We start from the raw sequence: 26026 nt of genomic DNA, 5'->3' as shown, positions 1-26026 counted from the left end.
TTAGGTACAATTATCTGGCCCCTCTGCCACCGGTATTTCGGCCAGCTGATGTTGTTGGAATTGAAGAACCTGATGAATAAACTCGGCTTGAGGTTGGAAGGTGTGCAGTAGAACTACCAAATCCAAATGCTCCACCTCTATAGCCATGTATAGTCCAACCGGCAGGATTGTTCCATGAAATTCCCCCATTTCCATAAACAGCACCGGAAAAAGAATTATTACTTGTTACACGTATTACAAATTCGTAAACATTTCCACTCATGTCAGCAACTCCATAGTAAGAAGAACCTGCTTCAAGTCTGTCTGTTGCCGATGTATATGTAGCTCCAACTCTAATAGGACCGTTAGGATTTGATGAATTGTGCACTAATCCTATTCCCGTATTATTAGGCAATTCATCCGGAGCTCCCGAATTAACAACTCCGGCTACAGAAGTAAAGGTTCCCGGCATGTTGCCGGCTAAAGACCAGGCCAATTCATTTGTAATTACCCCCCCGTAAACCGATTCCGGGCCTCTGCAAATTTTCTCAAATTCAAGCTCACTCATTGGTCTTAAGGCTGACCAAATTAAAAATCTCCTCATTTGAGCATTTGTGATAAAGTTACATGCTATTGTTTGCCCGTCATTTATTTCATTTTCTATACCATTATAATTAAGGTCATTAAAGAATTCAATTGGTTGCGTAGGGTGAAAAGTTTCCGGCATTCTAATACCATTTCTAAAACTTGGAGAAATAGTTCTACTCATTACATATCTGTCAGAAGATGCAATAGAAATAATTCCGGGAGGAACAGGAGTAGCCACTGCACTATTCTGATCTGTTCGGCTTAGAGTATTCAGATACTCTACATATTGCTGTTGTGTTATTTCGTATTTCATTACCCAAAAAGCATCAAATCCCTTAGGAAAATTTGCCGGTAAAGTACCGGATAAGTTGGTACCTACCTGATTTAAACTACCGGCAGCAGTACCCATTGTTATTGCATTCTCTGAATCAATCAGAAAAGGACTGGTTGTAGACCCATCTTTTAAGTAATTTGAAGAAGAAGCATCCCCTACATAAAAAGATCCCTCCGGTATATATACCATTTCAAAAGCAAAAACTTTGATATCCCAGTCTGTGCCACTTACTCCCTGCGCAAGCTGATCCCATTTCAAGGTAATATTACTAACAGAAAAAGTACCAAAACCATCCGTATCTCTGTAAATAAAGACACCCATACCCCTATCTGTACCGCCTATATTGGTTGTACCTATTTCAATTGCTGCATTTGATGGAACTGTATGTGCATTCACGTCAGTATCCAGCCACATATGAGAATATGTAGATGGCTCAAGAGAGTCTTTTGCACATGCATCCCTGAATTTGACAAAAATCCAAACCCCATCATAGTTTTCAGTACTACCCGGAGTTCCTGTATTACGCCAGCTGTTGTCCCAGCTGACATCAAAACTAACTTCATCAGTATTGGAATAACTCATACCCGTTATCTCTACATTGTTTGCATAGAGCATCCCGGAAAAAATAAAAAGCGAAAGAAGAAAAAGCGTCTTCTTTAAATTGAAGTCAATTACAGTTGTAAATACTTTTTTCATAATTAAAAGTTTAAAAAAATGGTGAAAATATAATTTGGTTAATTGTTATTATTTTAGATTTATTGAAAGTTTAAGAGTTTAAAAGTCATAGTTTCTGAATCTCCCAAATATCATCTGTTTCAAAATCCGGTTTTAAAAAGATCTTTAGTTTGTTAATTTATTTGATTCCTAATTTTTTTTCAGTAAAAAATGCTTTTAAAATCCTTTAGACAGCAAAATAAAAACATAAACATTATTTAATCTTAAATATTAATGCCATTTTCTTACCTACATTACAGCGGGCTGAATTTTTATTCAAAACAGTATAAACAATTAATAATCAAGTGTTTAAAATATTAATTTTAATTTAAAGATTAGTTTGATTTTAAGATCGATTAATTTGGATTTAAATATTGTTTTTTTACTATTTCTAAATATGGATTTATACTTTTTGATAAACATAAACACAAAAAAGCATGTATCGTTATATAGAATAGAAGAAAATATATTTGTCTGATTTACAGGAATAAATTACTTGAAAATCTGTAAAAAACAAAAGTTGAGTAAAAATAAACAGTAAGTATTTTAGAAGAGAGATGGATAAACAAGTCATTTTTCAATGATATATTTACAATACTCTCAGCTACAATAAATATTTGGAAAAGTTTATCCTATAATATAGTTAAGTTGATTTTTAAAATATTCTTTACTTTTTAATTTTTTTCTCTAATTCCACAAAAGTTGCAGCAACATTTCCTTCCATTGGTGGGTTTTCCTTGGTTACTTTAACCTGAATATGAGAGATATAAGGGAACTCTTCTACAATATTGCTTATGATTTTTCCGGCTAAATGTTCCAGTAAGCTGCATTTAAAAAGCATTTGAGACTTGACGATTTTATATACCAGTGAGTAATCTACGGTACCATCCAGATCATCCTCTTCTACAGCAACCCTCATTTCAGTTTTAATGTACACATCCACTATAAAGTTATTTCCATTTGTGCGTTCAATCGGATGTACTCCGTGGTAGGCAAAGAACCTCATACCTGTAATCCCTATCAAACCTTCTTTTGGATAAATATTCTTCATTTTTTTTAAAATTAGAGGTCTGAAAATAAAGATAAATCAACTTTTACAAGATTAAATTTTTAATGTTAACTTATGTATCAAAAATTTACTCCCTTGCCTGAGCATCTACTACAGCTATAGTTACCATATTTACGATTTCGCGAACCGAACTCCCCATCTGTAAAATATGCACCGGTTTATCCATGCCCAGCAAAATGGGTCCTATAGCTTCTGCTGCTTCCAGTTCCTGTAATAATTTGTAGGCGATATTTCCCGCAGACAAGTTTGGAAAAATAAAAGTATTCGCCCTTTTACCTTTCAATTTATTAAATGAAAAAATTTCATCTCTCAATTTGGTATTAAGGGCAATATTGGCCTGCATTTCACCATCCACCACAAGGTCCGGGTTATCTTTTTCAATTAAGTCAAGAGCTCTCCGGATGCGTAAACTTTCTTCATCTTTTGCAGAAGAACCAAAGTTTGAGTAGGAAAGCAGGGCTATTCGGGGTGTAATATTAAACTGCTTTACCGCCTGAACAGTCAGTTTTACAATATCACGCAAATCTTCAGCTGTTGGAGTTATATTAACCGTAGCATCTGCAAAAAATAAGGGTCCGTTTTTTGCCATCATTATATACATGCCGGCGACTTTATTAATATTTTTTTGCTTACCGATTATTTGAAGTGCGGGACGAATAGTATTTGCATAATTTCTGGTTAGACCGGAAATTAAAGCATCTGCACTTCCATTTTTAACCATCATCGCACCAAAATGATTTCTATCACGCATCAATTTTTCAGCTTCAAATAAGGTTAATCCTTTTCGCTTTCGCTTTTGAAAGAATTCGTATCCAAACTCTTTCCTAAACTCCTGATTTGATTTTTCTCTGGGGTCTATCAATTGCACATTCGGCAGTTCCAACTTATGGTCTGCACAAATTTTATTTATCGAATCCCTGTCTCCCAATAAAATAGGCTCTGCAATCCCTTCGTCTAATACGATTTGAGCAGCTTTCAGGATTTTAAAATTATCTGCCTCTGCAAAGACCACTTTCTTGGGTTTTTGTTTAGCTTTTGTGGTGATGTTTTTAATAAGTTTATTATCTAACCCCAGACGCTTAATAAGCTCCTCCTTATACTTTTCCCAATCTGTAATCGGGGAAGCTGCCACACCGGAAGAAATAGCTGCCTTAGCAACAGCAGGCGCTACCTGAGTAATTAAACGCGGGTCTGAGGGCTTAGGGATAATATACTCCTTGCCAAAATGTAAATCTCTTTTATTATAGGCCAGTAAAACACTTTCCGGCACACTTTTTTTAGCCAACTCAGCAATTGCATAAACAGCTGCTATTTTCATTTCCTCATTAATAACATTTGCCCGCACATCTAAAGCTCCCCTGAAAATGTAGGGAAATCCCAATACATTATTCACCTGATTCGGATTATCAGACCTACCGGTAGCCATAATAACATCTTCCCGGGCTTCCAATGCAAGCTCATAAGTAATTTCCGGATCAGGGTTAGCCAAAGCAAAGACAATTGGTCTGTCTGCCATGGATTTTAACATATCCTGAGTAACTATATTCCCTTTTGACAAACCAAGAAAAACATCTGCATCTTTCATGGCTTCTTCTAAAGTTCTTTCAGGGCGTTTTGTCGCAAAAAGCTGTTTAAAGCGATCCATTTTATCTCTGTTTTCATACAAAACACCTTTACTGTCCAACATAATAATGTTTTCCTTTCGGGCTCCTAAAGAAAGATAAATCTTAGCACATGAAATTGCAGAAGCCCCTGCTCCATTAATTACTACTTTAACTTCCTCAATCTTTTTACCGGCTATTTCAAGAGCATTCAACAAAGCTGCACCGGAAATAATAGCTGTTCCATGCTGGTCATCATGCATAACCGGGATATTCATTTCCTTCTTAAGCCTCTCTTCGATTTCAAAACATTCGGGAGCCTTAATATCCTCCAGATTAATACCTCCAAAAGTAGGCTCCATGGCTTTTACTATATGAACAAAACTGTCAACCTCCGAAGCATTTAGTTCTATATCAAATACGTCAATATCTGCATAAATTTTGAAGAGTAATCCTTTTCCTTCCATTACCGGCTTCGAAGCTTCCGGCCCTATATCGCCCAAACCTAATACAGCCGTTCCGTTTGAAATCACTGCAACCAAATTTCCTTTGGCAGTATACTTATAAACATCTTCCGGATTTTCACTTATGTCCTTGCAGGGCTCTGCTACTCCCGGACTATAAGCTAATGATAAATCCCGTTGAGAACTATATGATTTTGAGGGTATAACTTCAATCTTACCTGCCCTACCCGAGGAATGATAATCCAAGGCATCCTGTCTGCTAATTTTTGTCATAATTTTATTTTAAGAAGTCAAATTTAAAATTTAAACACTAATAAAAGTAATTCCTAACAACTTCCATCAGAAGTTGATAAGTAAACTAAAGAATAAATGAATTGTTTTCTTCCCTTTTCTATTCATAAACATTTTACAAAAAAATACGTATTGAATGTTTTATTTTTAACAAAAACATAGTGTTTTCTATGTAATAATTGCACTTTATTTTTTCGCAGTATAGATAACAAAGAATAAAAATTATAAGACTTTTATTATATTTGTGATGTATTAACAGGAATCGGATAATTTAAAAAACTTTTTTTGCTTGTGTTAAACAAAGCACTTTCAATTTTCTTACTTAGAAGACCAGCATATTATATAAGCATTGCTTATGTACTATTTGGGATTTTGTGGATTATATACTCAGAGTTAATTCTGGCATATCTAATCAGTGACCCATCTCTGAGAACTCAGTTTTCTATTTTTGGCGGCATTGTGATTGTAATAGTTACCAGTCTGTTTCTATACTTTTTTATTAGACTAAGCATGATTGAGCTTCAAAAAAGAGAGCATTATGTTAAAGTCTCAAGAAGTAATCTAAAAGCTATTCTGGACAGTGCTATTCAGGGGTATATCTTGCTGGATTTACCTGATGCTAAAATATTGGATTTCAATAAACTGGTAAACGAGTATTGGTTGGAAAAGCTGGACACCCGATTAAAAAAGGGAGAACTTTTATTAGCTTTTCTACCGGATCAACTTAAAGATTCTTTTCTGGAAAATTTCAATAGAGCTGTTAACGGGAAAGTATTAAAAATAGTTAAACGTTTTAAAGATAAAAATGATAAATGGATTTATTATGAAATCATTTATCAACCTGTAATTGATGAAAAAAGAGAAGTTATCAGTGTCTGTTTAAGTGTCTCTGACATTACCGAGCAGACAATCTCCAATGAAAAATTGAGAAAAAGTGAAAGTCTATACCGATTATTAGCTGAAAACTCAACGGATGCAATCGTTCGGATGGACCAAAAAGCAGTTATTAATTTTGTTTCTCCGGCTATAATTGAGATAACCGGCTTTGAAATGGAGGCGTTTATAGGTAAGAATATCTATCAGTTTATTAAAGAAGAAAACATCGATAAGGTTATTGATTACTTCAATAGTTTAAAAAACAATGATTCTCAGGGATATCTGGAAGTAGAATTATTAACCGCTAATGGGGAAAGTGTATGGGTTGAAGCCAGTGCCAGAAAAATTTTAGACAGTGAAATACCGGGTTATGAAATAATCACCGTTCTCAGGGATATTTCTGAGAGAAAAAAAGCAGAACTGGAATTATCCATGCAAAAATATGCTTTAGACCACTCATCTATTGTATCCATTACAGACCCCAATGGTATTATTACCTATGTAAATAATAAGTTCTGTGAAATCCTGGGCTATACAAGTGATCAACTTATTGGTAATACGCACCGCATAATTAAGTCTGATTATCACGATCAACTATATTTCAAAAAAATGTGGTCAACTATTAAAAATGGTGAAATCTGGAAAGGTGTAATGAAAAACAAAACCAAATCCGGTGATTATTTCTGGGCAGACACCACTATTGTTCCTTTTTTGGATGAAAATAAAAAACCCTATAAATTTTTGGCTATACGCTTTGATATCACTGAACAAAAGGAAGTTGAACAAGCCATGAGATTGTTAAATCTTACACTTGAAAAAAGAGTTAAACAACGTACCGAAGAACTTGAAGAAGCCAATCTTGAATTGGAATCTTTCACCTCTGCCGTAAGTCATGACCTTAGAAACCCGATAAATCTTATCAGAAGCTTCACCCAACTTTTATTAAAAAAATACGGGGCAGATTTTGAAGATAAACCTAAAGAATATTTAACGGAAATCGTAAAGGAAACAGACAAAATGTCTACCCTGATAAAAGACTTGCTTGAATTATCTAAAATCACCCGTAAGGAAATTATAGTTGAAGAGGTAGACCTTAGTGAAGAGGTCAGGAAAATTATGAAATTCTATCAAAACATGTATGCTGATAAAAAGTATCTTATCAGAATGCAGGAGAATATTATCGTTAAAGGAGATGCGCGTTTGTTAAAGATTGCTTTGGATAATTTAATAAATAATGCCTTTAAATACTCCTACAATAAAGAAAACCCCAGAATTGTATTTGGTAAAAAAATCATTGAGGGAAAACCCACTTTGTATGTACAAGATAATGGAGCCGGATTTAATATGGAATTTGCACACCGTATATTCGAACCTTTTGAAAGGTTACACGCCCAGGAAGATTTTAAAGGTACCGGTATTGGATTAGCTACTGTTGCCAGAATTATTTCAAAACACGAAGGTGAAATATGGGCTAAAGGTGAGAAAAATGTGGGATCTACATTCTACTTCTATTTACCGGGATTAGAGGGATTTGGAGCTACAAATAGAACCTTAAGGAGCAATACAGAGAATCTAAGCCAAAATAAAGAACATAACGAGGAGTATTAATAAAATCGAATCCACATAACCATTTAGTAAGTATATAGAAAAAGCCTGTATCTTCAGAATTTCAGACACAGGCTTTTCCCAAATTTTCTTAAAACTTTCCTATACTCTGTCTAACTCTGAAAAGAAAAATGAAGCCTCAATAGCCGCATTTTCATTAGAATCAGAACCGTGAACAGCATTTTTCTCAATACTTTCAGCAAACTCTTTACGAATAGTACCAGCTTCAGCCTGCTCAGGATTCGTAGCTCCGATTAGCTTTCTAAAATCATCCACAGCATTATCTTTTTCAAGTACAGCCGCAACTATAGGTCCGGAAGTCATAAAACCTACCAGGTCATTATAAAATGGTCTTTCCTTATGAACAGCATAAAATTTACCGGCTTCTTTTTCGGTAAGCTGTAATAAACGCATAGCTTTAACCTTAAAACCTGCTTTTATAATCTTGTCTAGGATAGCTCCTGTAAAACCTTTGCCAAAAGCATCGGGTTTAATCATTGTCAATGTAATATTACTCATTTGTATTTTTTTGCAAAATTACTTTTTTATAAAAGAATAGACAATGCAAAACACTAAATTTAAAATGTTTTTTTTAAATCTGATTTAAACCGGTAAATTAAAAAAGCAAAAAGAATTAATATTTATGAAATCTATCATAAAATACAACTCATATATTTACTACTTTTGCAAAAAATATTCTCAACAATAAATAATAATATTTGGAATTCTTTTTATTCAAAAAGACATTTTCAAGATTAGCAACAGTAAATGCGAAAAATGAAAAATATAAAAAGCCATTTGTCTGAGTTTAAAGAACAATTGCAAGCATCTAAAAACATAGTGATTTTAACTCATCACAGGCCCGATGGAGATGCTATAGGTTCTTCACTCGCACTTGCTTTATTTCTCAAGAAAAAGGGATTTTTTCCACAGGTAATTATTCCCAGTGCCTTTTCGGAGCAGTTTAATTTTTTAAAAGGGGTTGAAGATGTGCTGAATTTTGAAACAGAAAGAGAGAAAACAATTCGATTAATAGAAGAAGCCGAGCTGATTTTTTGTCTAGATTTTAATAGTATCGCCAGGCTCAATCAATTAGCAACTATTCTGTCAAGAGCAAAAGCACCAAAAATCATGGTAGATCATCATCCCGAACCCGATAACTTTGCAAAGTTCGAATACTGTAATGACAAATATGGCTCGACTGCGGAATTAATTTATGAGTTGATTCTAATGATAGACAGTGATTACCAATTTGAAACTTCTGTAGCTGAAGCAATATATACGGGCATTTTAACGGATACCGGCATGTTTCAATACCCTTCTACAAGAGCTGAGACTTTTAAAATAGCTGCAAATCTTTTTGATGCCGGCGTTAATGGTAACAAAATATTTAATCATATCTATAATAATTACTCGGAAAACCGGCTTAAATTCTTAGGATATTCAATTTCCGAGAAAATGAAAGTTTTCCCTGACAAAAACGCTGCAATGATTTTTATTAACCGGGAGGAAATTGATAGGTTTGAGCTGGGTATAGGTGACACTGAAGGTTTAGTGAATTACCCCCTCAAGCTGACGGGTATAAAGTTTTCTACCCTAATTATTGAAAGAGAAGATTTGGTGAAACTTTCTTTTCGTTCCATAGAAGATTTTGATGTGAATGATTTTGCCCGTAAGCATTTTTTAGGAGGAGGGCATAAAAATGCCGCCGGAGGACAATCAAAATTAAGTTTAGAAAAGACTGTTCAAAAATTTATTCGTATTTTAGACACTTTATAATAAAAACAAAAAGTTATGAGAATTACCGTTTATTTCAGCCTTGTAAGTTTACTATTTTTTATGATTTCCTGTGGAGATAATGGAAGTAGTCGTGAAGAAACTACGGAAAGACCCGTTATGCAAGAGTCTCCGGAGCAGCCCAAAACGCAACTTGACAGAGATGTAGAAATTATACAAGATTACATGCGTGAACGTAATATTATTGGGGACAGAAAGGCTTCCGGCTTGCATTATAAAATTACGCAAGAAGGTACAGGCGCTCAGGCTCAACCGGGCAATACAGTAAGAGTTCATTACACAGGCTATCTGCTTGATGGAACCGTTTTTGATTCTTCTGAAGGCAGAAATGAGCCCATAGAGTTTATCCTTGGCCAGGGAATGGTAATCAGTGGATGGGATGAAGGTATTTCATTACTGAGAGAAGGAGATAAGGCAACTTTATTTATTCCTTCACCTCTTGCTTACGGTAGTCAGGGAGCCGGGGACTTAATCGCTCCGAATACTGTTTTGATATTCGATGTCGAATTAGTTGAAGTAATTTAACAATTAATTTACATTTCATTAAAAATTAATTTTATATAAAAGCGTTTGAACATTATGGTTAAGCAAAAATTTTATGAGGCATTAGGGAATCTGGCTTTTGCAATTGCCAAGGCAGATGGTGTGATAGAAAAGAAAGAAATTAAAGCACTGGAAGAAATGGTCACCAATGAAATTGTCCCCTTCGAAGATGGAACAGACGAATTTGGTACAGACATTGGCTTTTATGTACAATTTCAATTTGATACGCTGGAAGACAGCTTTATAAAAGAAGAAACAGCCTATAAGGAGTTTGAAACTTTTGTTAACGAGCATACTGAATTTATGACACCTGCCAGAAAATCCATGAGCTTGAGTCTGGTCAAAAAGGTAGCTGACAGTTACAGAGGAATAAACAAACAGGAAAGAGCCGTTATTGAAAAACTTGAAAAACTCTTATATTAAACTAAAGCAATGAAAATCTTAATTCCTACAGACTTTTCTGAATTTTCTCTTAAAGCCATTGAATTTGGTATTGAAATAGCCAAAAAAACCAATGGCAGTATTTATATTTTCACATCTATACATGTGCCGGGCTCTTCTATAGCTATGATGAATGAAATGATGGATGTTTTGGAAAAAGAAACGCAAAATGACTTAAATAATCTACTGGACGAAGTAAAATCTGAAGTCAGTGGAGAAGTCGATATAAACGGCAACTTTAGTGTTGGAGATCCGGTTATGGCCATCAATGAATTTTCCGGCAAAATTGGGGCCGACCTGATAGTTATGGGAACTAAAGGAGCTTCGGGCTTGAAGAAAGCCTTAATTGGCTCCAATGCTTCCGGTGTTATTAAAAACACTAAAATCCCTGTTTTATTAATCCCTGAAGACTCAAATTACTTATCTTTTAATGAAATTCTGTATGCCTCAGATTTGAAAAATATGGATAGTGAAATAGATGAAATTTTAAGTTTATTTAAGCTTTGGACACCTTCTATTACTGTATTGCATATTTTTAATGAGCAATTGCCGGATTCAATGATTGAAGATGGATCTACAGGAGTAGATCTTATTAGAAGGCATCATTATGATAAACTTAAGTTTAAATCAGTAAAAGGTAAAGACCCTTTAAATGATATTGAAAATTATATTATTGATAATCCTACCGATTTGATCATCTTATTTTCAGAAAAAAGAAGCCTTTTGCAATCTATTTTTGATTCAAGTCTATCCAAAAAGATGGCTTTTCATGCGAAAACACCCATGCTGGTAATTCCTAAAAAGTAATACGAATAAGCAAGCAGGGACTATAGCTTTAACTTAAAAACGTCCGCCTCAGTACCCTTTGGTTCAAATCCCATTTTTTTCAGATATGCTGAGTGAGATTTCGTTTCACCTTTTGCTTCGATTGTATGAATATTTTTATTTCTGAAAAACTTCAGGTTTTTATGAAAAAAGAAAAATCCGGTTTTAAAATCCCTGTAAGCCGGTGTCACAAAGTCAATGCTGACTTTTAAAATACCTTCCTGATTCACTTTACCTACTAACAAGCCGGAAGGAACCATATCTCTTAATACAAAAACATATAAGTTATTTGCTTGAACATCAATCTTCCCATCTGTAAAAAAAGGCTTTAACTCATCTTTGTGAAAATCTAAAAACACCTTTAAATAAGCATCCTCTGCATCTACCTCAACCAATTGAAAAGCTTCTTTACTTCTATACATCTTAATGAGATAATAGATATTTATCGCTACTATAAAGGCATTCATGGCTGCTACCGGAATGGCACCTATTAATATTCCATATATACAGAAAGTAATCGCCCCGAGCATATTCAGTAATCTCAAGCGGAAAATATTGGCCATCATAAGAGATATTGCAACTAATAAAGACGCCAGATATCCTATAATTTCATAAATCAATTGTGGTTCCATTAAAATGTGTTTTGGGGCATAAAAAAAATCAGGCTTCTTCCTCTTTTTCTTTCATCTGCTTTATCAATTCATGCAATTTCATAAGTGCATCCATTGGTGTAAGACTATTTATGTCAATATTAGACAATTCTTCCCGTATTTTTTCAAGTATGGGGTCATCTACCTGAAATATATTAAGCTGATAGCTGTCGGGAATTGACTTTATCTTTTGCTTCATGTCTTTAGCAATGGCTTTATCCTCAAGTCTGGACAAAATTTCTTTCGAACGTTTTATAATTTCGGGAGGCATTCCGGCCATTTTCGCGACATGTATACCAAAACTATGATGACTGCCACCCGGTTTGAGTTTTCTGAGAAAAATAACTTTTTGACCGGACTCTTTAGTAGCTACATGAAAGTTTTTTATCCGGGGTAATTTTTCAGCCAGCTCATTGAGCTCATGGTAATGCGTTGCAAATAAAGTTTTTGGTCTTGCTATTTCATTTGAATGGATGTATTCAGCAATTGACCAGGCTATTGACAAACCATCATAAGTACTGGTGCCTCTTCCTATTTCATCGAGTAAAATCAGACTTCTTGAAGATATATTATTGAGGATACTCGCCGTTTCATGCATTTCAACCATAAATGTTGATTCACCGGTAGAGATATTATCGGACGCACCCACCCTTGTAAAAATCTTATCTGTAAGAGGTATTAATGCTTTTCGGGCAGGCACATAGCTCCCAATTTGAGCCATCAGAGTAATCAGGGCAGTTTGTCTTAATAAAGCAGACTTACCCGACATATTCGGTCCGGTAATCATCATAATCTGACAATTCTCATTATCCAAATCGAGGTCATTTGGTACAAAAGGAGAGTCATCTGACAATTGCCTTTCAATAACCGGATGCCGGCCTTCTTTAATTGTCAGTTCGTAACCTTTATGAACTTCCGGGCGACAATAATTATACTTTGATGCCGTATCCGCAAATGAAAGCAAACAATCCAAACGAGCCATTACATTTGCATTTATCTGTATGGCATTTATGTAGTCCTGCATATAGCTGACAAGTCCTTTAAAAAGCTCTTCTTCCAAAACCACTATCTTTTCCTCAGCACCCAGTATTTTTTCTTCATATTCTTTTAATTCCGGAGTTATATACCTTTCTGCATTGACTAAAGTTTGTTTTCTCATCCAGTCTTCAGGGACTTTATCTTTATGCTTGTGAGTAACTTCCAGATAATAACCAAAAACATTATTAAAGCCTATTTTAAGAGATGAAATACCGGTTTTCTCCACTTCACGCTTTTGAAGTGCCGTTAAATAGCCTTTCCCGGAAGTCGACAATTCTCTTAATTTATCGAGATTTTCATTAATCCCTTTTTTAAATAAGCCGCCCTTATTAATATGTACTCCAACCTCTTCTTCCAGTTCATCTTCAATTTTAGTTCTGAGTAAATCACATAAATGAATCTGATCACTCATTTTTTTGAGTACTTTATTTTCAGATTGCTCAAGTATATCTTTTATTGGCTTCAAAGCCGTAAGTGCTCTTCTGAGTTGATTTACCTCACGGGGGTTAATTTTAGCAGTTGAAACTTTAGAAATTAAACGCTCTATATCTCCGATTTGCTTCAATTGTTTACCAAGCAATTCGCTTAAATCCGGTTCTTTTACAAAGGTATCCACCACAAGATGTCTTTCAGATATTTGCTTTAAATCAAGCAGAGGCATCATCAGCCATTTTTTCATTAGGCGGGCACCCATAGGTGAAATAGTTGCATCTATTATTTGCAGTAAACTTTTACCATCATCCATAGTGGGGTATAAAAGTTCCAGATTTCTGACAGTAAATCTGTCGAGCCACATAGAATTATTTCTTTCAAGCCGTGAAATTCTGCTAATATGGCTGAGGGCAGTACGGCTGGTTTCCTTAATATAGTGTAAGGCTGCACCGGCAGCACTGACAGAAAGCTTCATTTCATCCACTCCATAACCTTTCAAATTAGGTGTTTCAAAGTGGGTCAGTAATGTATCTCTTGCAAAATCTTCAGAAAAAATCCAGTCATCCAGGAAATAAGTATAATGTTTAGTCCCAAAGCGGGCCTTAAAGTCCTTTTGTTTACTTTTTGCAAAAATCACTTCTGAGGGCTGAAAACTTTGCAAGAGGTTGTCCAGATAATCGTCGGGTCCTTCTGAAACATAAAACTCACCGGTAGAAATATCCAGAAATGCTATTCCTGACATATCTTTAGTCAGATATACTGAAGCTAAAAAATTATTTTTTCTGTGGTCAAGAATCTGGTCGTTCATAGCCACGCCGGGTGTAATCATTTCTGTAACACCTCTTTTAACAATCTTTTTGGTCGTTTTTGGATCCTCCAACTGCTCGCAAATAGCCACCCGGTAACCGGCTCGAATAAGCTTAGGCAAATAAGTATCCAATGCATGATAGGGAAACCCGGCCAATTCCATATCATTAGCTGCACCGTTTGAACGTTTTGTCAAAACAATCCCCAATACATCAGCTGCAATAATTGCATCTTTCCCAAAAGTTTCATAAAAATCACCCACTCTAAATAACAGCAATGCATCCGGATTTTTTGATTTAATCTGGTTGTACTGCTTCATTAAAGGCGTTTCTTTCCCTTCATTTGATTTTGCCATATTCAGCTTGTAAATGTAAAGCTTTAAAATTTCAATTTAGTACCTGATATAAAATACGTTCAAAGTTATTTATCTTTATGCGAAAATAATAATGCTTTATTAAAGCAATCTATTATTTTTTAAACAGAAGATTACTTAAATGCAAAAAAAGCGATTATTAGACGGAAATAAATTTGACCTGACCATAGAGCGGCTGTGTCATGAATTGCTGGAAAATCATGGTGATTTTTCCAATAGCGCCATTATAGGCATACAGCCCCGTGGCACCTTGTTGTCTGATAGAATAGTATCTGTTTTAAATGAATTAAATCCGGAACTCAGCATTACTTACGGAAAACTAGATATCACCTTTTACAGAGATGATTTTCGAAGAAAAGCATTGCCCTTAAATCCTTCAGAAACAGAAATTGAATTTTCGGTAGAAGGGAAAAAAATTATTTTAATAGATGATGTATTATATACAGGACGTACCGTCAGAGCTGCAATGGATGCTGTTTTAGATTTCGGCCGGCCGGCCGAAGTAGAACTTTTAGTCTTGATAGACAGAAGGTTTAGCAGGGAATTTCCTATTCAAAGTAATTATACCGGTAAAACAGTTGACGCTATAGACTCGCAAAAAGTGGTCGTTAACTGGGCTGAATACGGCGGAGAAGATCGGGTAACTTTAGTTAATGAAAAAAAGTTAAAAAAATAACCGAAAAATGAGTTTACTTTCAACCAAACACCTTTTAGGCATTAAATATCTTTTAAAAGAAGATATAGAACTCATTTTTAAAACCGCTGATAATTTCAAAGAAGTCCTCAACAGACCTATTAAAAAAGTACCCACGCTCAGAGATACTACCATTGCCAATGTTTTTTTTGAAAATAGTACCAGAACCCGCATTTCTTTTGAGATAGCAGAAAAAAGATTATCGGCTGACGTTCTAAACTTTTCCTCCTCCACCTCCTCGCTGAAAAAAGGAGAAACGCTTATAGACACAGTTAAGAATATACTTGCCATGAAAGTTGATATGATAGTAATGAGACATTCCAGCCCCGGGGCTCCTGTTTTTTTATCCAATCATATAGATGCTTCCATTATAAATGCCGGTGACGGAACTAATGAGCATCCGACTCAGGCTTTGCTTGATTTATATTCCATTCGTGAAAAAACAGGCAGTGTAAAAGGTTTGAAAGTGGCTATTATTGGTGACATAAAACACTCAAGAGTTGCCATGTCCAATATTTTCTGCCTCTTGAAATCAGGGGCTGAGGTAATGCTTTGTTCGCCCCCTACATTATTACCCCCTTTTATAGAGGAGCTGGGTGTTAAAACTACATACAACCTGATGGAAGCCCTTCAGTGGTGTGATGTTGCGAATGTTCTACGCATACAACTTGAAAGACAAAACATACAATATTTCCCGTCTTTGAGAGAGTATTCTCTTTATTACGGTATTAACAGAGAAATACTCGATAAATTAAATAAGGAAATTATAATTATGCACCCCGGGCCTATAAACAGGGGCGTTGAGTTGAGTAGTGACGTTGCTGACAGCAAACAATCTATCATTTTACAACAGGTTGAAAACGGAGTGGCTATCCGCATGGCTATTTTATTTCTTTTAGCCGGCAAAGTCTGATTTTCAGTCAAATACCTAAATTTAAAATGACAAAACATAAATATTCTATAGCCATACATGGTGGTGCCGGTAATTACAACTGGGATAATTTTGATAAAGCAAAACAGAATGCTTATTTCAATGGATTAAAAAGTTCAATAGAAGCTGCTGTTAAAGTTCTAAAAGATGGCGGAAGTGCACTCGAAGCAAGCATTTTAGCTGTTGAGCATATGGAAAACAATGCTATTTTTAATGCCGGTAGAGGTTCTGTATTTACCAAGGATGCAAGTATAGAAATGGATGCTTCAGTAATGTGTGGACAAAAAATAAAATCCGGTAGTCTGGCGGCTGTCAAGGGAATTAAAAACCCGATAAGGCTGGCAGAGAAGATTTTGAATTGGGGGAAGCATAATTTTATTTGCGGGAGCAGCGCCCATGAATTTGCTGCACTTTTTGATGATATTGAGATTGTGGATGAGGATTACTTTAAAACAGAAAACAGATTTACACAATTACAGAAAGCTCTCGAAACAAATGAAGCTGCTCTGGACCATAATTTAGAAGATGTTGAAGAAAAAGGAACAGTGGGTGCTGTTGCCCTTGATTCTAAAGGAAATCTGGCAGCTGCTACATCAACCGGAGGGATGACCGGAAAATGGAGCGGAAGAATAGGAGATTCCGGTGTACCCGGAGCAGGGAATTATGCTAAAAATGGTTATGCTGCCGTATCCTGCACCGGAACCGGTGAAGCGTTTACGAATTTAAATGCAGCGGCAAGGCTCATTCACATGATGGAATTCGGAAGATTTACCTTAAAAGATGCTGCAAATCTGATTATTCAAAAAGATTTGGTAAATATGGGTGGGTACGGTGGATTAATCGCAATAGATAATAAAGGAAATATCGAGTGTCCCTATAATTCAAAAGGTATGTTTCACGCATTTTCAAAAGAAAATACAGAGATAAATATTTTTACCTCCTGATTAGCGCTTTGCAGGCATCCAATGGAGCACATACTTTTCGGCAAACCAATCGCCCGGAAATATATTTTTTATAGAATAAATTCGGGTACTTTTTTTATAATCTTCAATTTCCTCTTCCAGATTTCCACCTTTTAACATGATAAGTCCGTAAGGACCTGAAACAGGTTTCTTTCTGGTTAATTGCAACAAAGTCCACTGTACTTGCTTTTCCATAGGAGCAACTCCCCTACTCATGATTGTATGGAAAGAATTTCGTGGTTTGAGGCTTTCTACACGGCTATGTTTCCAGCTTACATTTTGCAAATTCAAGTCTTTAGCAATAGCCTCTACTACGGAAATCTTTTTTTGGATTGAATCAACCAGCATAAATTCTGTTTCAGGAAAGCAAATACTAAGCGGTATACCCGGAAATCCGCCTCCGGTTCCAAGATCCAAAACCTTTTGCCCCTTGAAAAATTGAAATAATGAAGCTATTGACAAGGAGTGTAACAAATGCCTTTCAAAAAAAAATTCTATGTCTTTTCTGGAAACCAAATTAATCTTTTGATTCCATTCTTTATAGAAGTCTTCCAGAAGTAAGAGCTTATCAATTTGTTCACCGGAAAGTTTATTGCTGAAATGTTTTTGTAAAATTTCTTTTTTTTTCAAGTATATAGATTTTACTAAAAGTTTGAACGAACATTTTCAAGCATTGCAGATAACAATTCCTTAGCCCGGAATAGCTGGGCTTTCACGGTACCTAAAGGCAAATCAAGCTTCTGTGCAATTTCTTCATAGCTCAACTCATCATAATAGCGCATTTCTATTAACTGACGATATTTGGGTTTTAACTTTTGCACTACACTCCTAATAGAAATCACCCGCTGGTCTTTCATTACTTCTTCTTCCGGGTTAAGTGCTTCTGATTGGATATTAACTGTATAATTATCTCCCTGTTCTCCATCCATAGGCTGATCCAAAGAGCAGGTATTTAATCTCTTCTTTCTTATGAAATCAATACAGTTATTCGTGGCTATTCGAAACAGCCAGGTACTGAATGCAAAATTTGAATTGTAACGATGAATATTTTTAAACGCCTTACCAAAAGAATCCAAAGTCAAATCTTCAGCATCATCTCTATTCTTAATCATTTTCAATACCGTAAAAAAAACAGCGTCTTTATATCTGCGCATAATTTCATCATATGCAGACTGATCGTTCTTCTCTACAGCTCTTATTACTAAGTTTAAATCTTCCTTTGCCTTATCAGATAAGTTGTTGTTTAGTTCCATTTTTGTGGTTTCCATATCATCGTTGTTCCTAAAATTAGAAAATATATCGAATATAAAAGGTCGTATACCGGATATTTTTTTATCAAATCCTTTTGATGTAAAGTTATGGCTATATAACTAAAAACCAAGATTCCGGAAAAATAATTAAAAAACATCATTAAAAAAATCAAATTTAGCTTTTCATAATTCATAAAAGATAATATAAAGAATGAAAGATAGGTCAATACATGACTACCAACAAAAGAAATATTATACAGTTTACTCTTTAGACTATAAAAATTTCCGGCAGACAAATGTCTGCGCTTTTTTTTGAAAAAAAGATTAAGTGTTTCAGCGGCTTTGCTGTGCATTAAAGCATCCTCACTAATATTAATTTTCACCTTTACCGAAGGGTTTAGCTGATTAATCAACAAATCATCGTCTCCCGAAATTACATTAATATTTGCTGTTTTTTCAAATGCCTCTTTATAAATTTTGGTTCTTACAAGCATATTTCTGCCTACACCCATATAAGGAAAATTATGTAATGCCGCAGACTGATAGAGTAAAAGTGTTTTAACCGTTTCAAAACGATGAAATTCAGCGGCTAAACTATTCCCTTTTAAAGGCGCGCTCCCGAGCACTACATCAGCTGTTAAATTTTCGGTACTCTGCAGCATAGAAAGAATCCAATTTTCAGATGACGGGCTGCAATCTGCATCAGTAAGCAAAACAAAAGCACCGTTAACATGCTCTAGTCCGGTTTTTAATGCATTGCGCTTCCCCTTTAAGCCGGAATCACTAACCCTGATAATTTTTAACAGTTTATATTTAGACTCAAAGTTTTTTAACACTTCATAAGTATCATCCGTAGACCGGTCATCAACTACTATCACTTCAAAGTCAGGGTATTTTTGTAAAAAGATGAGCGGCAAGTTTTGTTGAAGATTATCTGCTTCATTTTTGGCACAAATCAACACACTCACTTTTGGTGTTTCATCGATGATTGAGGCCATGCTGGCTGAAGTCCCTTTATATAAAGTCAGCACAGAAAACCAAAAAACTTGATAAAACACCAGTATAGAAAAAGAAATGACAAAAAGATAAAAGATAAAATCCATGCAGCTTATTTTCAAATGCTAACTGTTAGACAAAAATGCTGTTTTTAAGAGAATTATGGTATTTTAAAAATGTAAATTTGCAAGGTTTATAAATAATTCTTTAACAGATAAACCTACAGCTACATAAAATGCATTTCCAGTTATTACATAAAGATAAAGAATCTAAAGCCCGGAAAGGTCTTATAGAAACAGCTCACGGACAGATACAAACACCGGTTTTTATGCCGGTTGGCACTGCCGGAACCGTTAAGGCAGTACATTTTGAAGAACTGAAAAAAATCATCCAAAGTCCGGTAATTTTGGGTAATACCTACCATTTATATCTGCGACCTGGCATGGAAATACTGCAAGAGGCCGGAGGTATACATAAATTCAACAGTTGGGATCAGACTATTTTAACCGACAGCGGTGGCTATCAGGTTTATTCATTGGCAGAAAAAAGAAAGATAACAGAAGAGGGAGTAACATTTCGTTCACATATAGACGGCTCCAAACACTTTTTTACACCGGAAAATGTAATGGATATTCAAAGGCAGATTGGCGCTGATATCATCATGGCCTTTGACGAATGTACTCCTTATCCCTGCGAAAAGTCTTATGCTAAAAGTTCAATGGAAATGACTCACCGCTGGTTAGACAGATGCATAAAACAATTCAATTCTAAACCACCGCTATATGGTTATGAGCAACGTCTCTACCCTATTGTTCAGGGAGGAACTTATGATGATTTGAGAAGACAATCGGCCGAATACATAGCTTCCAGAGATTTACCCGGCAATGCAATTGGAGGCCTTTCAGTCGGCGAACCTGCCGAAGAAATGTATAAAACACTGGAAGTTGTGTGCCCTATTTTACCGGAAGACAAACCCCGCTATTTAATGGGCGTTGGAACACCTCAAAACATACTCGAAGCCATAAGTCTGGGAATTGATATGTTTGATTGTGTAATGCCAACCCGAAATGGTCGTAATGGAATGATTTTTACGGAAGATGGAATTATTAATATCAAAAATAAAAAGTGGGAAAAGGATTTCAGCCCGATTGATTCCGGAAGTATTGCTCCAACAAGCAGAATTCATACAAAAGCGTATTTAAGACACTTGTTTATGAGTAATGAAATACTTGGTATGCAAATTGCGAGTATACACAATCTTAGCTTTTATCTTTCACTGGTTCGGGAAGCCGGTGAACGAATAGAGACAGGTGACTTTTCTGTGTGGAAAAAGAAATTGTCTCCAAAGCTAAGTCAACGTCTTTAAAATGAAAAATAAAAATATCCGTTTTAGCGAGATAAGACAATGAAGAAAATTGATTTATACATATTTAAGAAATTCGTAGGTACTTTTAGTTTTTCCATATTACTATTTACTGCCGTAGCTGTAATAATTGACCTGTCTGAAAAAATCGACGGATTTGTTACAAAGAATATTTCTATAGATAAAATCATTTTTGAATACTATTTGAATTTTATTCCCTTCATACTCACCTTACTGAGTCCCTTATTTGTATTCATAGCAGTAATTTTTTTTACCAGTAGGATGGCTTCAAACTCTGAGTTTATTGCACTATTGTCCAGTGGAGTCAGTTTTTACCGCTTGCTTTTGCCATATTTTTTTGCTGCCGCCATTTTTTCCGGTCTGATTTTGTATGCCAATCATTTTCTGGTACCAAACTCAAACAAAGAGAGGTTGGCTTTCGAAGGACAATACATTTATGGCCATGGCCGGCAAATTACCCGAAATGTAAATATGCAGATAGACAAAGGTGTTTTTATGTATATAGACAATTTTACCGGTAGAGACAGCACCGGCTATAAATTTGCCCTTGAAAAATTTGAAGACGGTGAGTTAAAATCAAAGCTTAGAGCGGACAGAATTCTGTGGGATAATGAAAACCAAAATTGGGAAATTAGAAATTACACAATCCGGGTTTTTCATGATGACTACGAAGAATTAATTTTTGGTCAGTCTATGGATACTGTTTTGAATTTTACCCCCAGAGATCTTAGTAAAAGCATGCATTTGAGAGAAGAAATGAACACAACTGAACTCAGAGAGTATATTGATATAGAAGTGATGCGGGGCTCAGATAATGTTTCTTTTTATGAAGTAGAGCTTTACCGGCGAACAGCTGATGCCTTTACCGTTTTTATAATGACACTTATCGGATTTTCTATTGCTTCAAGAAAAATAAGAGGAGGTATGGGTATGCATATAGTCATTGGGCTTGGATTGAGTGCTGCTTATATCATATTTATCCGCTTTTCAACTACTTTTTCAACGAATGGCGATTTGCCTTCTATATTGGGTGTCTGGATTCCGAATTTAATTTTCGGCCTGCTGGCAATTGTTCTTATGATAAGAGCCCCTAAGTAAATATCATTATCCGGAAAGTGCTTTTAAAACTAAAAAATCTATCAGTTTATATAGTTTTAAGGGTGTAAGGGTTCTCCAGTTAATATCGTTTAACTGCCCTCCAAAATTCAGATAATAGTTCAGGTTTACAGAACGCATTTCATCTATTACATGGTCCCGGAAGTTTAAACAAGCAATCCACCCCCCTTCGTCAGCCAGATCTTCAAACCACTCTTCATAATAGCAATCATCCGAGGCATGAAAATTTAAAACATTTTCACCCAATAAGATAAACTGATTAATTCCTTCTTTTTGAATGAGATCAATGATGTTTCTTTTTAAAAACATAATGTCATTATTAATGCAGTCATTCCATTCACCTATGAGCTCAATAATAGCAAAAGCGTTTTCATAATCTACGTATAAAATTTTCAGATACAGGGTAGGCGAACCAAATTCATCCCATTGCGGATGTATGTAGTAATTGTAAATTGTCTGTTGAAATGAAAACTCGTCATAGGTTCTCCCGAAAAACGGTGAACGCTCATCTTCATCAGCTATATAGGCTTCCCGCCACCTGTAAAAAGGCTCCAATTCATGCATATAGTTTTATTTCAGTATTCTAAACTAATGTTTTTCCTCAGCGTTCTAATTCTATTAATTAAAAATTATCTCTCTTACTTTTTCAAGTGAATTTAATAATTTGTTTTAATCTTGTACACGGTTTTTTATTTATTTATTATTCTAAGATAAAACACCCTTATATTGCTTTTTATTTTAAAAATAAGGGGCTAAATATACCTAAAGACCTATGATTAGTCAAACTATCCCCAAAATCAAAACAACAGCCGTACTCATTTTTTAGCTAAATACAAAAACATTTTCAAGCTTAGATTATTACGCATCAACGTCTAAAAAGTTCTCAGCAAATCCATAGTTGAAATTTAAATATTTGACACTAAAAAATATATTGACAGTTCAAATTATTTTTATGTAAAAGGTATTCAAATCATTTGGATGTGCTCAAAAAAGCATTCTTCCTTTTATGAATATAAATTAAACTTTTTTCATTCTAAATTACTTACTAATTGCACGTATATTTGAACATGGAAAAGACTGAAAACATAGAAAAAGTAATTTTACAATCTGTAAGGAGGGATCGAAATCAACAAGTCCTGTATGGATTTTTATTCCTTTTTTTATCAGGCATGTTGTTTTTTCGATGGTCAGAAAATCTTCCGCAGGAAATGCCGCAAACAAATATTTTTTTAAAAGTGATTGCAATCTTATTGTTTGGGTTTACCACTTACTTGTTTTATAATGCATCCCGGTTGATTAATGCCGCAAATCATAAAGTTGCATATCTGCTTAAAAATGATCCTGAAAAAATTGTTTGGGTATACACATACAGAGTGGTGCCTATGCCTTTTGGCATTAAATTTACAAATATGGTAACTGTGTTTTTTAGATTTCTGGACGGGGATGGAGATGAAGTCAGGGTGAAAGACAGTGAGCACGATAAATTGCTGGAAGAATTAAAAAATAAATTACCTCATGCTTGTTTTGGGTTTAATAATGAAAAGGAACAGCTTTTTCGGGTGAATCCGGCTATGTTGATAAAAGATATTGATGACGATAAAAATCGCAGAAAATCTTAATCCGTTTATTTTCCGGAGAGAACTGCCTTTCTTACACTTCCGTATTTCTTCAGTAATTGAAATGCTTTTTCGAAAGAAATGCCCAGCTTTTCAGCAACCATATTAGCTCCTCTTTCCTCCAGTTTTTTATTGGACAAATGCATATCAACCATTCTATTTCCCTCAACACGACCTAGCTTTATCATGACTGTTGTGCTAATCATATTTAAAATCATTTTTTGTGCAGTACCTGACTTCATCCGTGTACTGCCGGTTACATATTCCGGACCCACTATTGCCTCAAGAGGGTGTTCAGATTTTTCAGCTAATGGAGAACCTGCATTACAACAAATACAGGCAGTTAGCAAGCCATTTTTCCGGGCTGCCTCCACCCCTCCAATTACGTATGGGGTTGTCCCCGAAGCTGCGATACCAACTAATGAATCTAAATGAGTTACATCAAAAGATTGTAAATCTTTCCAGGCCTGCTCATAGTCATCCTCAGCAAACTCAACAGCTTTTCTGATTGCCTGATCTCCGCCGGCAATAATACCTGTAACTAAACTATGCGGTACACCGAATGTCGGAGGACACTCACTGGCATCTAATATACCCAAACGGCCGCTGGTACCTGCTCCAATATAAAATAATCTACCGCCTGCCAGCATTTTGTCTTCCAATGCATTTATAAATTTTTCAATCTTAGGTATTAAAAGTCCAACAGCCGCAGCAACTTTTAAATCCTCTGTGTTTATCTCCGTTAGTATTTCACCACTGCTTTTTAGCTCGAGTTTATCATACAAAGAAGGTGATTCTGTAATTTTTTTCATGATTTCTATTTTCAAAGCTTTGATTTAACTCTACAGCTGTTTTAAGTGAAAACTCACCAAATCTTCTATTGGCCGGTGAATAATCTTATGCAATTTCAATCCTTTTTTTTCTAAAGCAACTTTCAAAATATCCCGGTTAAAAAAAGCCAGACTGCCCACAAAGGCAGCAAGTTTATTTTCTCCTCCGTATTTCATCAAATGCATTTCTATAAATTCTTCAAATCCTTTTAAAATAAGCTGATTCACAAAAGGGTGTTCTTTCTTTTCAAATAAATATTTAGCGAGCGACGCCACAAAAGTGTTCGGCATAGGTTTGGTATATACTTTAGTTTGTACTTCGCTGAGGGACCATTTAAAATGCTTGCTGTAATGCTCTGCCAGATCAGTGGGCCAGTCTCTGTAAAAGTGATGTCTGAGAAACATTTTTCCAAAGTAACCGGCACTGCCTTCATCTCCTATAGTAAAACCAAGAGATGGTATTCTGTCAGTTATTACACCATTTTCAAATAAACAGGAACTCGAACCGGTACCCAATATCGCCGCTATTCCACTTTTCATGCCATATAAGGCCCGGGCAGCACCAAATAAGTCATGGTTTATTTCAATCTGTGTATTTTTATTGAAAATACGGTGAAAAGAAGTTTCCAAAACACTTACCGGATCTTCACCGGCACAACCTGCTCCATAAAAAAACAAAGCTTCAACAGGCTTATCTTTCAGTATTGTTAAAACATTTTTTTGCAAAATATTTTCTACATAATCACCTTTTACATAATGTGGATTCAAACCGGGGGATTGCATATTGATATACTCATTTCCATCCGACCAAACCCAGTCAGTTTTTGTAGAACCACTATCTGCAACTAAAGTACCCATCTTTTTTTTTCAAAAATACACAATTATAGATAGTTGGTGGCAATCTAATGTTAGGTATGCTGTCCTACTCAATTCAGAGCAGATATTTAAACTCGGGAATCTTTTTTATCCAAAGCCCTTAACTGATTACTCGTAAGTGTAGAGCCGTCAGGAGACCAACCGGGAGGCATTATTATATACAAAATCTTGTCTTTCAGATTATCTGCTTTACGGACATCTTTCCACAAATCTGCAAATTCATGTGAGGCTATTTTTAGCGGATTATGTGTATTTATATTTCGGGTAATTCCATAAACCGGTCTTTCATCTTCATCTTCAGGGCTGAAAGTACCAAACAACTTATCCCAAATAATAAATATACCCGCGTGATTTTTATCTAAATACCGGATATTACTTGCATGGTGAACTCTGTGGTGAGAGGGAGTATTCATAAAGTACTCTAATACTCCCATTTTTTTAACCACTTCAGTATGTACAAAAAATTGATAAATTAAGTTTATGGAAATCATCGTCATAACCATCAGTGGATGAAATCCTATCAACGGCAGCCACATCCAAAAAATATATTTATAGATAACTTCAGTCCAACTTTGACGAAGAGCTACGCTGAGGTTGTATTTCTGAGATGAATGATGATTGACATGTGCAGCCCAAAGTAAGCGAATCTGATGACTTAGTCGATGATGCCAGTAAAATGAAAAATCATCTGCAAAAAGCAGTATTAACCAAGCCCACCATTGAAAACCAATATCAAAAATTCGGTATTGATAAATACCTAAAAAAAGAATCAGAACAACTGATTTCACCCCTAAGCCAATAATAGCAGAACCCAATCCCATTGTAATATTGGCTGCGCTATCCTTTAATTCGTAAGCATCTCTTTTTATTTTCCATGCTATCCCTAATTCTAATAGGATAAATACTATAAAAACCGGAATTGCATACAATATCGGATCCTCCAT

At 35.3% G+C, this 26026-nt stretch carries 24 protein-coding genes; 11 read left to right on the top strand and 13 right to left on the bottom strand.

Annotated features, from left to right (window positions below; translation table 11 throughout):
* Positions 1-10 precede the first annotated feature (10 nt).
* From EA412_03555 to EA412_03545, 3 genes are all read right to left on the bottom strand, one after another.
* On the bottom strand, positions 11-1597 hold the full coding sequence (locus tag EA412_03555; GenBank protein TVR81200.1) for a hypothetical protein: 1587 nt from the start codon (positions 1595-1597) through the stop codon (positions 11-13).
* Positions 1598-2282: 685 nt separating this feature from the next.
* A complete protein-coding gene (folB, locus tag EA412_03550; protein ID TVR81199.1) occupies positions 2283-2666 on the bottom strand; it encodes a dihydroneopterin aldolase in 384 nt (127 codons plus the stop codon).
* An 85-nt stretch (positions 2667-2751) separates the two neighbouring features.
* Positions 2752-5022 carry an NADP-dependent malic enzyme gene (locus EA412_03545; GenBank protein TVR81198.1) on the bottom strand — a complete coding sequence of 757 codons (2271 nt, stop codon included), beginning with the start codon at positions 5020-5022 and terminating at the stop codon, positions 2752-2754.
* 309 nt (positions 5023-5331) lie between these two features.
* Here EA412_03545 and EA412_03540 point away from each other — a divergent pair, with 309 nt between their 5' ends.
* Positions 5332-7524, top strand: a complete 2193-nt coding sequence (locus tag EA412_03540; GenBank protein TVR81197.1) for a PAS domain S-box protein — start codon at positions 5332-5334, stop codon at positions 7522-7524.
* Between the two features lie 99 nt (positions 7525-7623).
* Here the strand turns inward: EA412_03540 and EA412_03535 are convergent, their stop codons facing one another.
* Positions 7624-8040: a nucleoside-diphosphate kinase gene (locus tag EA412_03535; protein TVR81196.1), complete on the bottom strand. Its 417-nt coding sequence runs from the start codon at positions 8038-8040 to the stop codon at positions 7624-7626.
* A gap of 249 nt (positions 8041-8289) precedes the next feature.
* Here EA412_03535 and EA412_03530 point away from each other — a divergent pair, with 249 nt between their 5' ends.
* The 4 genes from EA412_03530 to EA412_03515 are packed head-to-tail and all read left to right on the top strand — an operon-like array spanning position 8290 to position 11109.
* The gene (locus EA412_03530; protein TVR81195.1) at positions 8290-9300 is read left to right on the top strand and encodes a bifunctional oligoribonuclease/PAP phosphatase NrnA; all 1011 of its coding nucleotides are present in this window, start codon (positions 8290-8292) and stop codon (positions 9298-9300) included.
* A gap of 15 nt (positions 9301-9315) precedes the next feature.
* A complete protein-coding gene (locus EA412_03525; GenBank protein TVR81194.1) occupies positions 9316-9843 on the top strand; it encodes an FKBP-type peptidyl-prolyl cis-trans isomerase in 528 nt (175 codons plus the stop codon).
* 54 nt (positions 9844-9897) lie between these two features.
* A complete protein-coding gene (locus EA412_03520; GenBank protein ID TVR81193.1) occupies positions 9898-10284 on the top strand; it encodes a hypothetical protein in 387 nt (128 codons plus the stop codon).
* A 9-nt stretch (positions 10285-10293) separates the two neighbouring features.
* Entirely contained in the window at positions 10294-11109 is an 816-nt protein-coding gene (locus EA412_03515; GenBank protein TVR81192.1) for a hypothetical protein, read from the top strand.
* A gap of 20 nt (positions 11110-11129) precedes the next feature.
* Here the strand turns inward: EA412_03515 and EA412_03510 are convergent, their stop codons facing one another.
* Positions 11130-11759: a hypothetical protein gene (locus tag EA412_03510; protein ID TVR81191.1), complete on the bottom strand. Its 630-nt coding sequence runs from the start codon at positions 11757-11759 to the stop codon at positions 11130-11132.
* Positions 11760-11787: 28 nt separating this feature from the next.
* A complete protein-coding gene (gene mutS / locus EA412_03505) occupies positions 11788-14409 on the bottom strand; it encodes a DNA mismatch repair protein MutS (GenBank protein TVR81190.1) in 2622 nt (873 codons plus the stop codon).
* 139 nt (positions 14410-14548) lie between these two features.
* On the opposite strand from mutS, the gene pyrR reads away from it, so the two are divergent.
* The 3 genes from pyrR to EA412_03490 are packed head-to-tail and all read left to right on the top strand — an operon-like array spanning position 14549 to position 16996.
* Complete coding sequence (gene pyrR, locus EA412_03500) at positions 14549-15103, top strand: bifunctional pyr operon transcriptional regulator/uracil phosphoribosyltransferase PyrR (GenBank protein TVR81189.1); 555 nt, start codon at positions 14549-14551, stop codon at positions 15101-15103.
* 7 nt (positions 15104-15110) lie between these two features.
* Positions 15111-16034, top strand: coding sequence for an aspartate carbamoyltransferase catalytic subunit (locus tag EA412_03495; protein TVR81188.1), 924 nt, complete (start codon positions 15111-15113; stop codon positions 16032-16034).
* 26 nt (positions 16035-16060) lie between these two features.
* A complete protein-coding gene (locus EA412_03490; GenBank protein TVR81187.1) occupies positions 16061-16996 on the top strand; it encodes an isoaspartyl peptidase/L-asparaginase in 936 nt (311 codons plus the stop codon).
* Here the strand turns inward: EA412_03490 and rsmG are convergent, their stop codons facing one another.
* Genes rsmG through EA412_03475 form a run of 3 tightly spaced genes read right to left on the bottom strand, consistent with a single transcriptional unit; the run spans position 16997 to position 19367 of the window.
* On the bottom strand, positions 16997-17650 hold the full coding sequence (gene rsmG / locus EA412_03485) for a 16S rRNA (guanine(527)-N(7))-methyltransferase RsmG (GenBank protein TVR81186.1): 654 nt from the start codon (positions 17648-17650) through the stop codon (positions 16997-16999).
* Between the two features lie 8 nt (positions 17651-17658).
* Positions 17659-18267, bottom strand: coding sequence for a sigma-70 family RNA polymerase sigma factor (locus EA412_03480; GenBank protein TVR81210.1), 609 nt, complete (start codon positions 18265-18267; stop codon positions 17659-17661).
* Positions 18258-19367, bottom strand: a complete 1110-nt coding sequence (locus EA412_03475) for a glycosyltransferase (GenBank protein TVR81185.1) — start codon at positions 19365-19367, stop codon at positions 18258-18260. The genes EA412_03480 and EA412_03475 overlap by 10 nt, the downstream gene beginning before the upstream one ends.
* A gap of 128 nt (positions 19368-19495) precedes the next feature.
* On the opposite strand from EA412_03475, the gene EA412_03470 reads away from it, so the two are divergent.
* Both EA412_03470 and EA412_03465 read left to right on the top strand, forming a co-directional pair.
* Positions 19496-20626 (top strand): tRNA guanosine(34) transglycosylase Tgt, encoded by a 1131-nt coding sequence (locus EA412_03470; protein ID TVR81184.1) that lies wholly within the window; start codon positions 19496-19498, stop codon positions 20624-20626.
* 39 nt (positions 20627-20665) lie between these two features.
* The gene (locus EA412_03465; protein ID TVR81183.1) at positions 20666-21742 is read left to right on the top strand and encodes a YjgP/YjgQ family permease; all 1077 of its coding nucleotides are present in this window, start codon (positions 20666-20668) and stop codon (positions 21740-21742) included.
* A gap of 6 nt (positions 21743-21748) precedes the next feature.
* Here the strand turns inward: EA412_03465 and EA412_03460 are convergent, their stop codons facing one another.
* Positions 21749-22324: a hypothetical protein gene (locus tag EA412_03460; GenBank protein ID TVR81182.1), complete on the bottom strand. Its 576-nt coding sequence runs from the start codon at positions 22322-22324 to the stop codon at positions 21749-21751.
* A gap of 503 nt (positions 22325-22827) precedes the next feature.
* Here EA412_03460 and EA412_03455 point away from each other — a divergent pair.
* A complete protein-coding gene (locus tag EA412_03455; protein ID TVR81181.1) occupies positions 22828-23379 on the top strand; it encodes a hypothetical protein in 552 nt (183 codons plus the stop codon).
* Positions 23380-23384: 5 nt separating this feature from the next.
* On the opposite strand, the gene murQ is transcribed toward EA412_03455, so the two are convergent.
* The 3 genes from murQ to EA412_03440 form a co-directional block, all read right to left on the bottom strand.
* On the bottom strand, positions 23385-24188 hold the full coding sequence (gene murQ, locus EA412_03450; GenBank protein TVR81180.1) for an N-acetylmuramic acid 6-phosphate etherase: 804 nt from the start codon (positions 24186-24188) through the stop codon (positions 23385-23387).
* Between the two features lie 30 nt (positions 24189-24218).
* A complete protein-coding gene (locus EA412_03445) occupies positions 24219-25064 on the bottom strand; it encodes a hypothetical protein (protein ID TVR81179.1) in 846 nt (281 codons plus the stop codon).
* Positions 25065-25150: 86 nt separating this feature from the next.
* Positions 25151-26026, bottom strand: coding sequence for a sterol desaturase family protein (locus EA412_03440; protein TVR81178.1), 876 nt, complete (start codon positions 26024-26026; stop codon positions 25151-25153).

This window comes from Chitinophagaceae bacterium, assembly GCA_007695095.1.
In the GTDB taxonomy this organism is placed as follows: Bacteria; Bacteroidota; Bacteroidia; order Chitinophagales; family REEL01; genus REEL01.
The sequence above is the reverse complement of the archived record's forward strand: the minus strand, read 5'-3'. Positions and strand labels throughout refer to the sequence as shown.

Bases quoted from the DNA above. Each gene is read 5' to 3' on its own strand.
- EA412_03555 (TVR81200.1), bottom strand. From the start codon at position 1,597: ATGAAAAAAGTATTTACAACTGTAATTGACTTCAATTTAAAGAAGACG.
- folB (TVR81199.1), bottom strand. From the start codon at position 2,666: ATGAAGAATATTTATCCAAAAGAAGGTTTGATAGGGATTACAGGTATG.
- EA412_03545 (TVR81198.1), bottom strand. From the start codon at position 5,022: ATGACAAAAATTAGCAGACAGGATGCCTTGGATTATCATTCCTCGGGT.
- EA412_03535 (TVR81196.1), bottom strand. From the start codon at position 8,040: ATGAGTAATATTACATTGACAATGATTAAACCCGATGCTTTTGGCAAA.
- EA412_03530 (TVR81195.1), top strand. From the start codon at position 8,290: ATGCGAAAAATGAAAAATATAAAAAGCCATTTGTCTGAGTTTAAAGAA.
- EA412_03525 (TVR81194.1), top strand. From the start codon at position 9,316: ATGAGAATTACCGTTTATTTCAGCCTTGTAAGTTTACTATTTTTTATG.
- EA412_03520 (TVR81193.1), top strand. From the start codon at position 9,898: ATGGTTAAGCAAAAATTTTATGAGGCATTAGGGAATCTGGCTTTTGCA.
- EA412_03515 (TVR81192.1), top strand. From the start codon at position 10,294: ATGAAAATCTTAATTCCTACAGACTTTTCTGAATTTTCTCTTAAAGCC.
- EA412_03510 (TVR81191.1), bottom strand. From the start codon at position 11,759: ATGGAACCACAATTGATTTATGAAATTATAGGATATCTGGCGTCTTTA.
- mutS (TVR81190.1), bottom strand. From the start codon at position 14,409: ATGGCAAAATCAAATGAAGGGAAAGAAACGCCTTTAATGAAGCAGTAC.
- pyrR (TVR81189.1), top strand. From the start codon at position 14,549: ATGCAAAAAAAGCGATTATTAGACGGAAATAAATTTGACCTGACCATA.
- EA412_03495 (TVR81188.1), top strand. From the start codon at position 15,111: ATGAGTTTACTTTCAACCAAACACCTTTTAGGCATTAAATATCTTTTA.
- EA412_03490 (TVR81187.1), top strand. From the start codon at position 16,061: ATGACAAAACATAAATATTCTATAGCCATACATGGTGGTGCCGGTAAT.
- EA412_03480 (TVR81210.1), bottom strand. From the start codon at position 18,267: ATGGAACTAAACAACAACTTATCTGATAAGGCAAAGGAAGATTTAAAC.
- EA412_03475 (TVR81185.1), bottom strand. From the start codon at position 19,367: ATGGATTTTATCTTTTATCTTTTTGTCATTTCTTTTTCTATACTGGTG.
- EA412_03470 (TVR81184.1), top strand. From the start codon at position 19,496: ATGCATTTCCAGTTATTACATAAAGATAAAGAATCTAAAGCCCGGAAA.
- EA412_03465 (TVR81183.1), top strand. From the start codon at position 20,666: ATGAAGAAAATTGATTTATACATATTTAAGAAATTCGTAGGTACTTTT.
- EA412_03460 (TVR81182.1), bottom strand. From the start codon at position 22,324: ATGCATGAATTGGAGCCTTTTTACAGGTGGCGGGAAGCCTATATAGCT.
- EA412_03455 (TVR81181.1), top strand. From the start codon at position 22,828: ATGGAAAAGACTGAAAACATAGAAAAAGTAATTTTACAATCTGTAAGG.
- murQ (TVR81180.1), bottom strand. From the start codon at position 24,188: ATGAAAAAAATTACAGAATCACCTTCTTTGTATGATAAACTCGAGCTA.
- EA412_03445 (TVR81179.1), bottom strand. From the start codon at position 25,064: ATGGGTACTTTAGTTGCAGATAGTGGTTCTACAAAAACTGACTGGGTT.
- EA412_03440 (TVR81178.1), bottom strand. From the start codon at position 26,026: ATGGAGGATCCGATATTGTATGCAATTCCGGTTTTTATAGTATTTATC.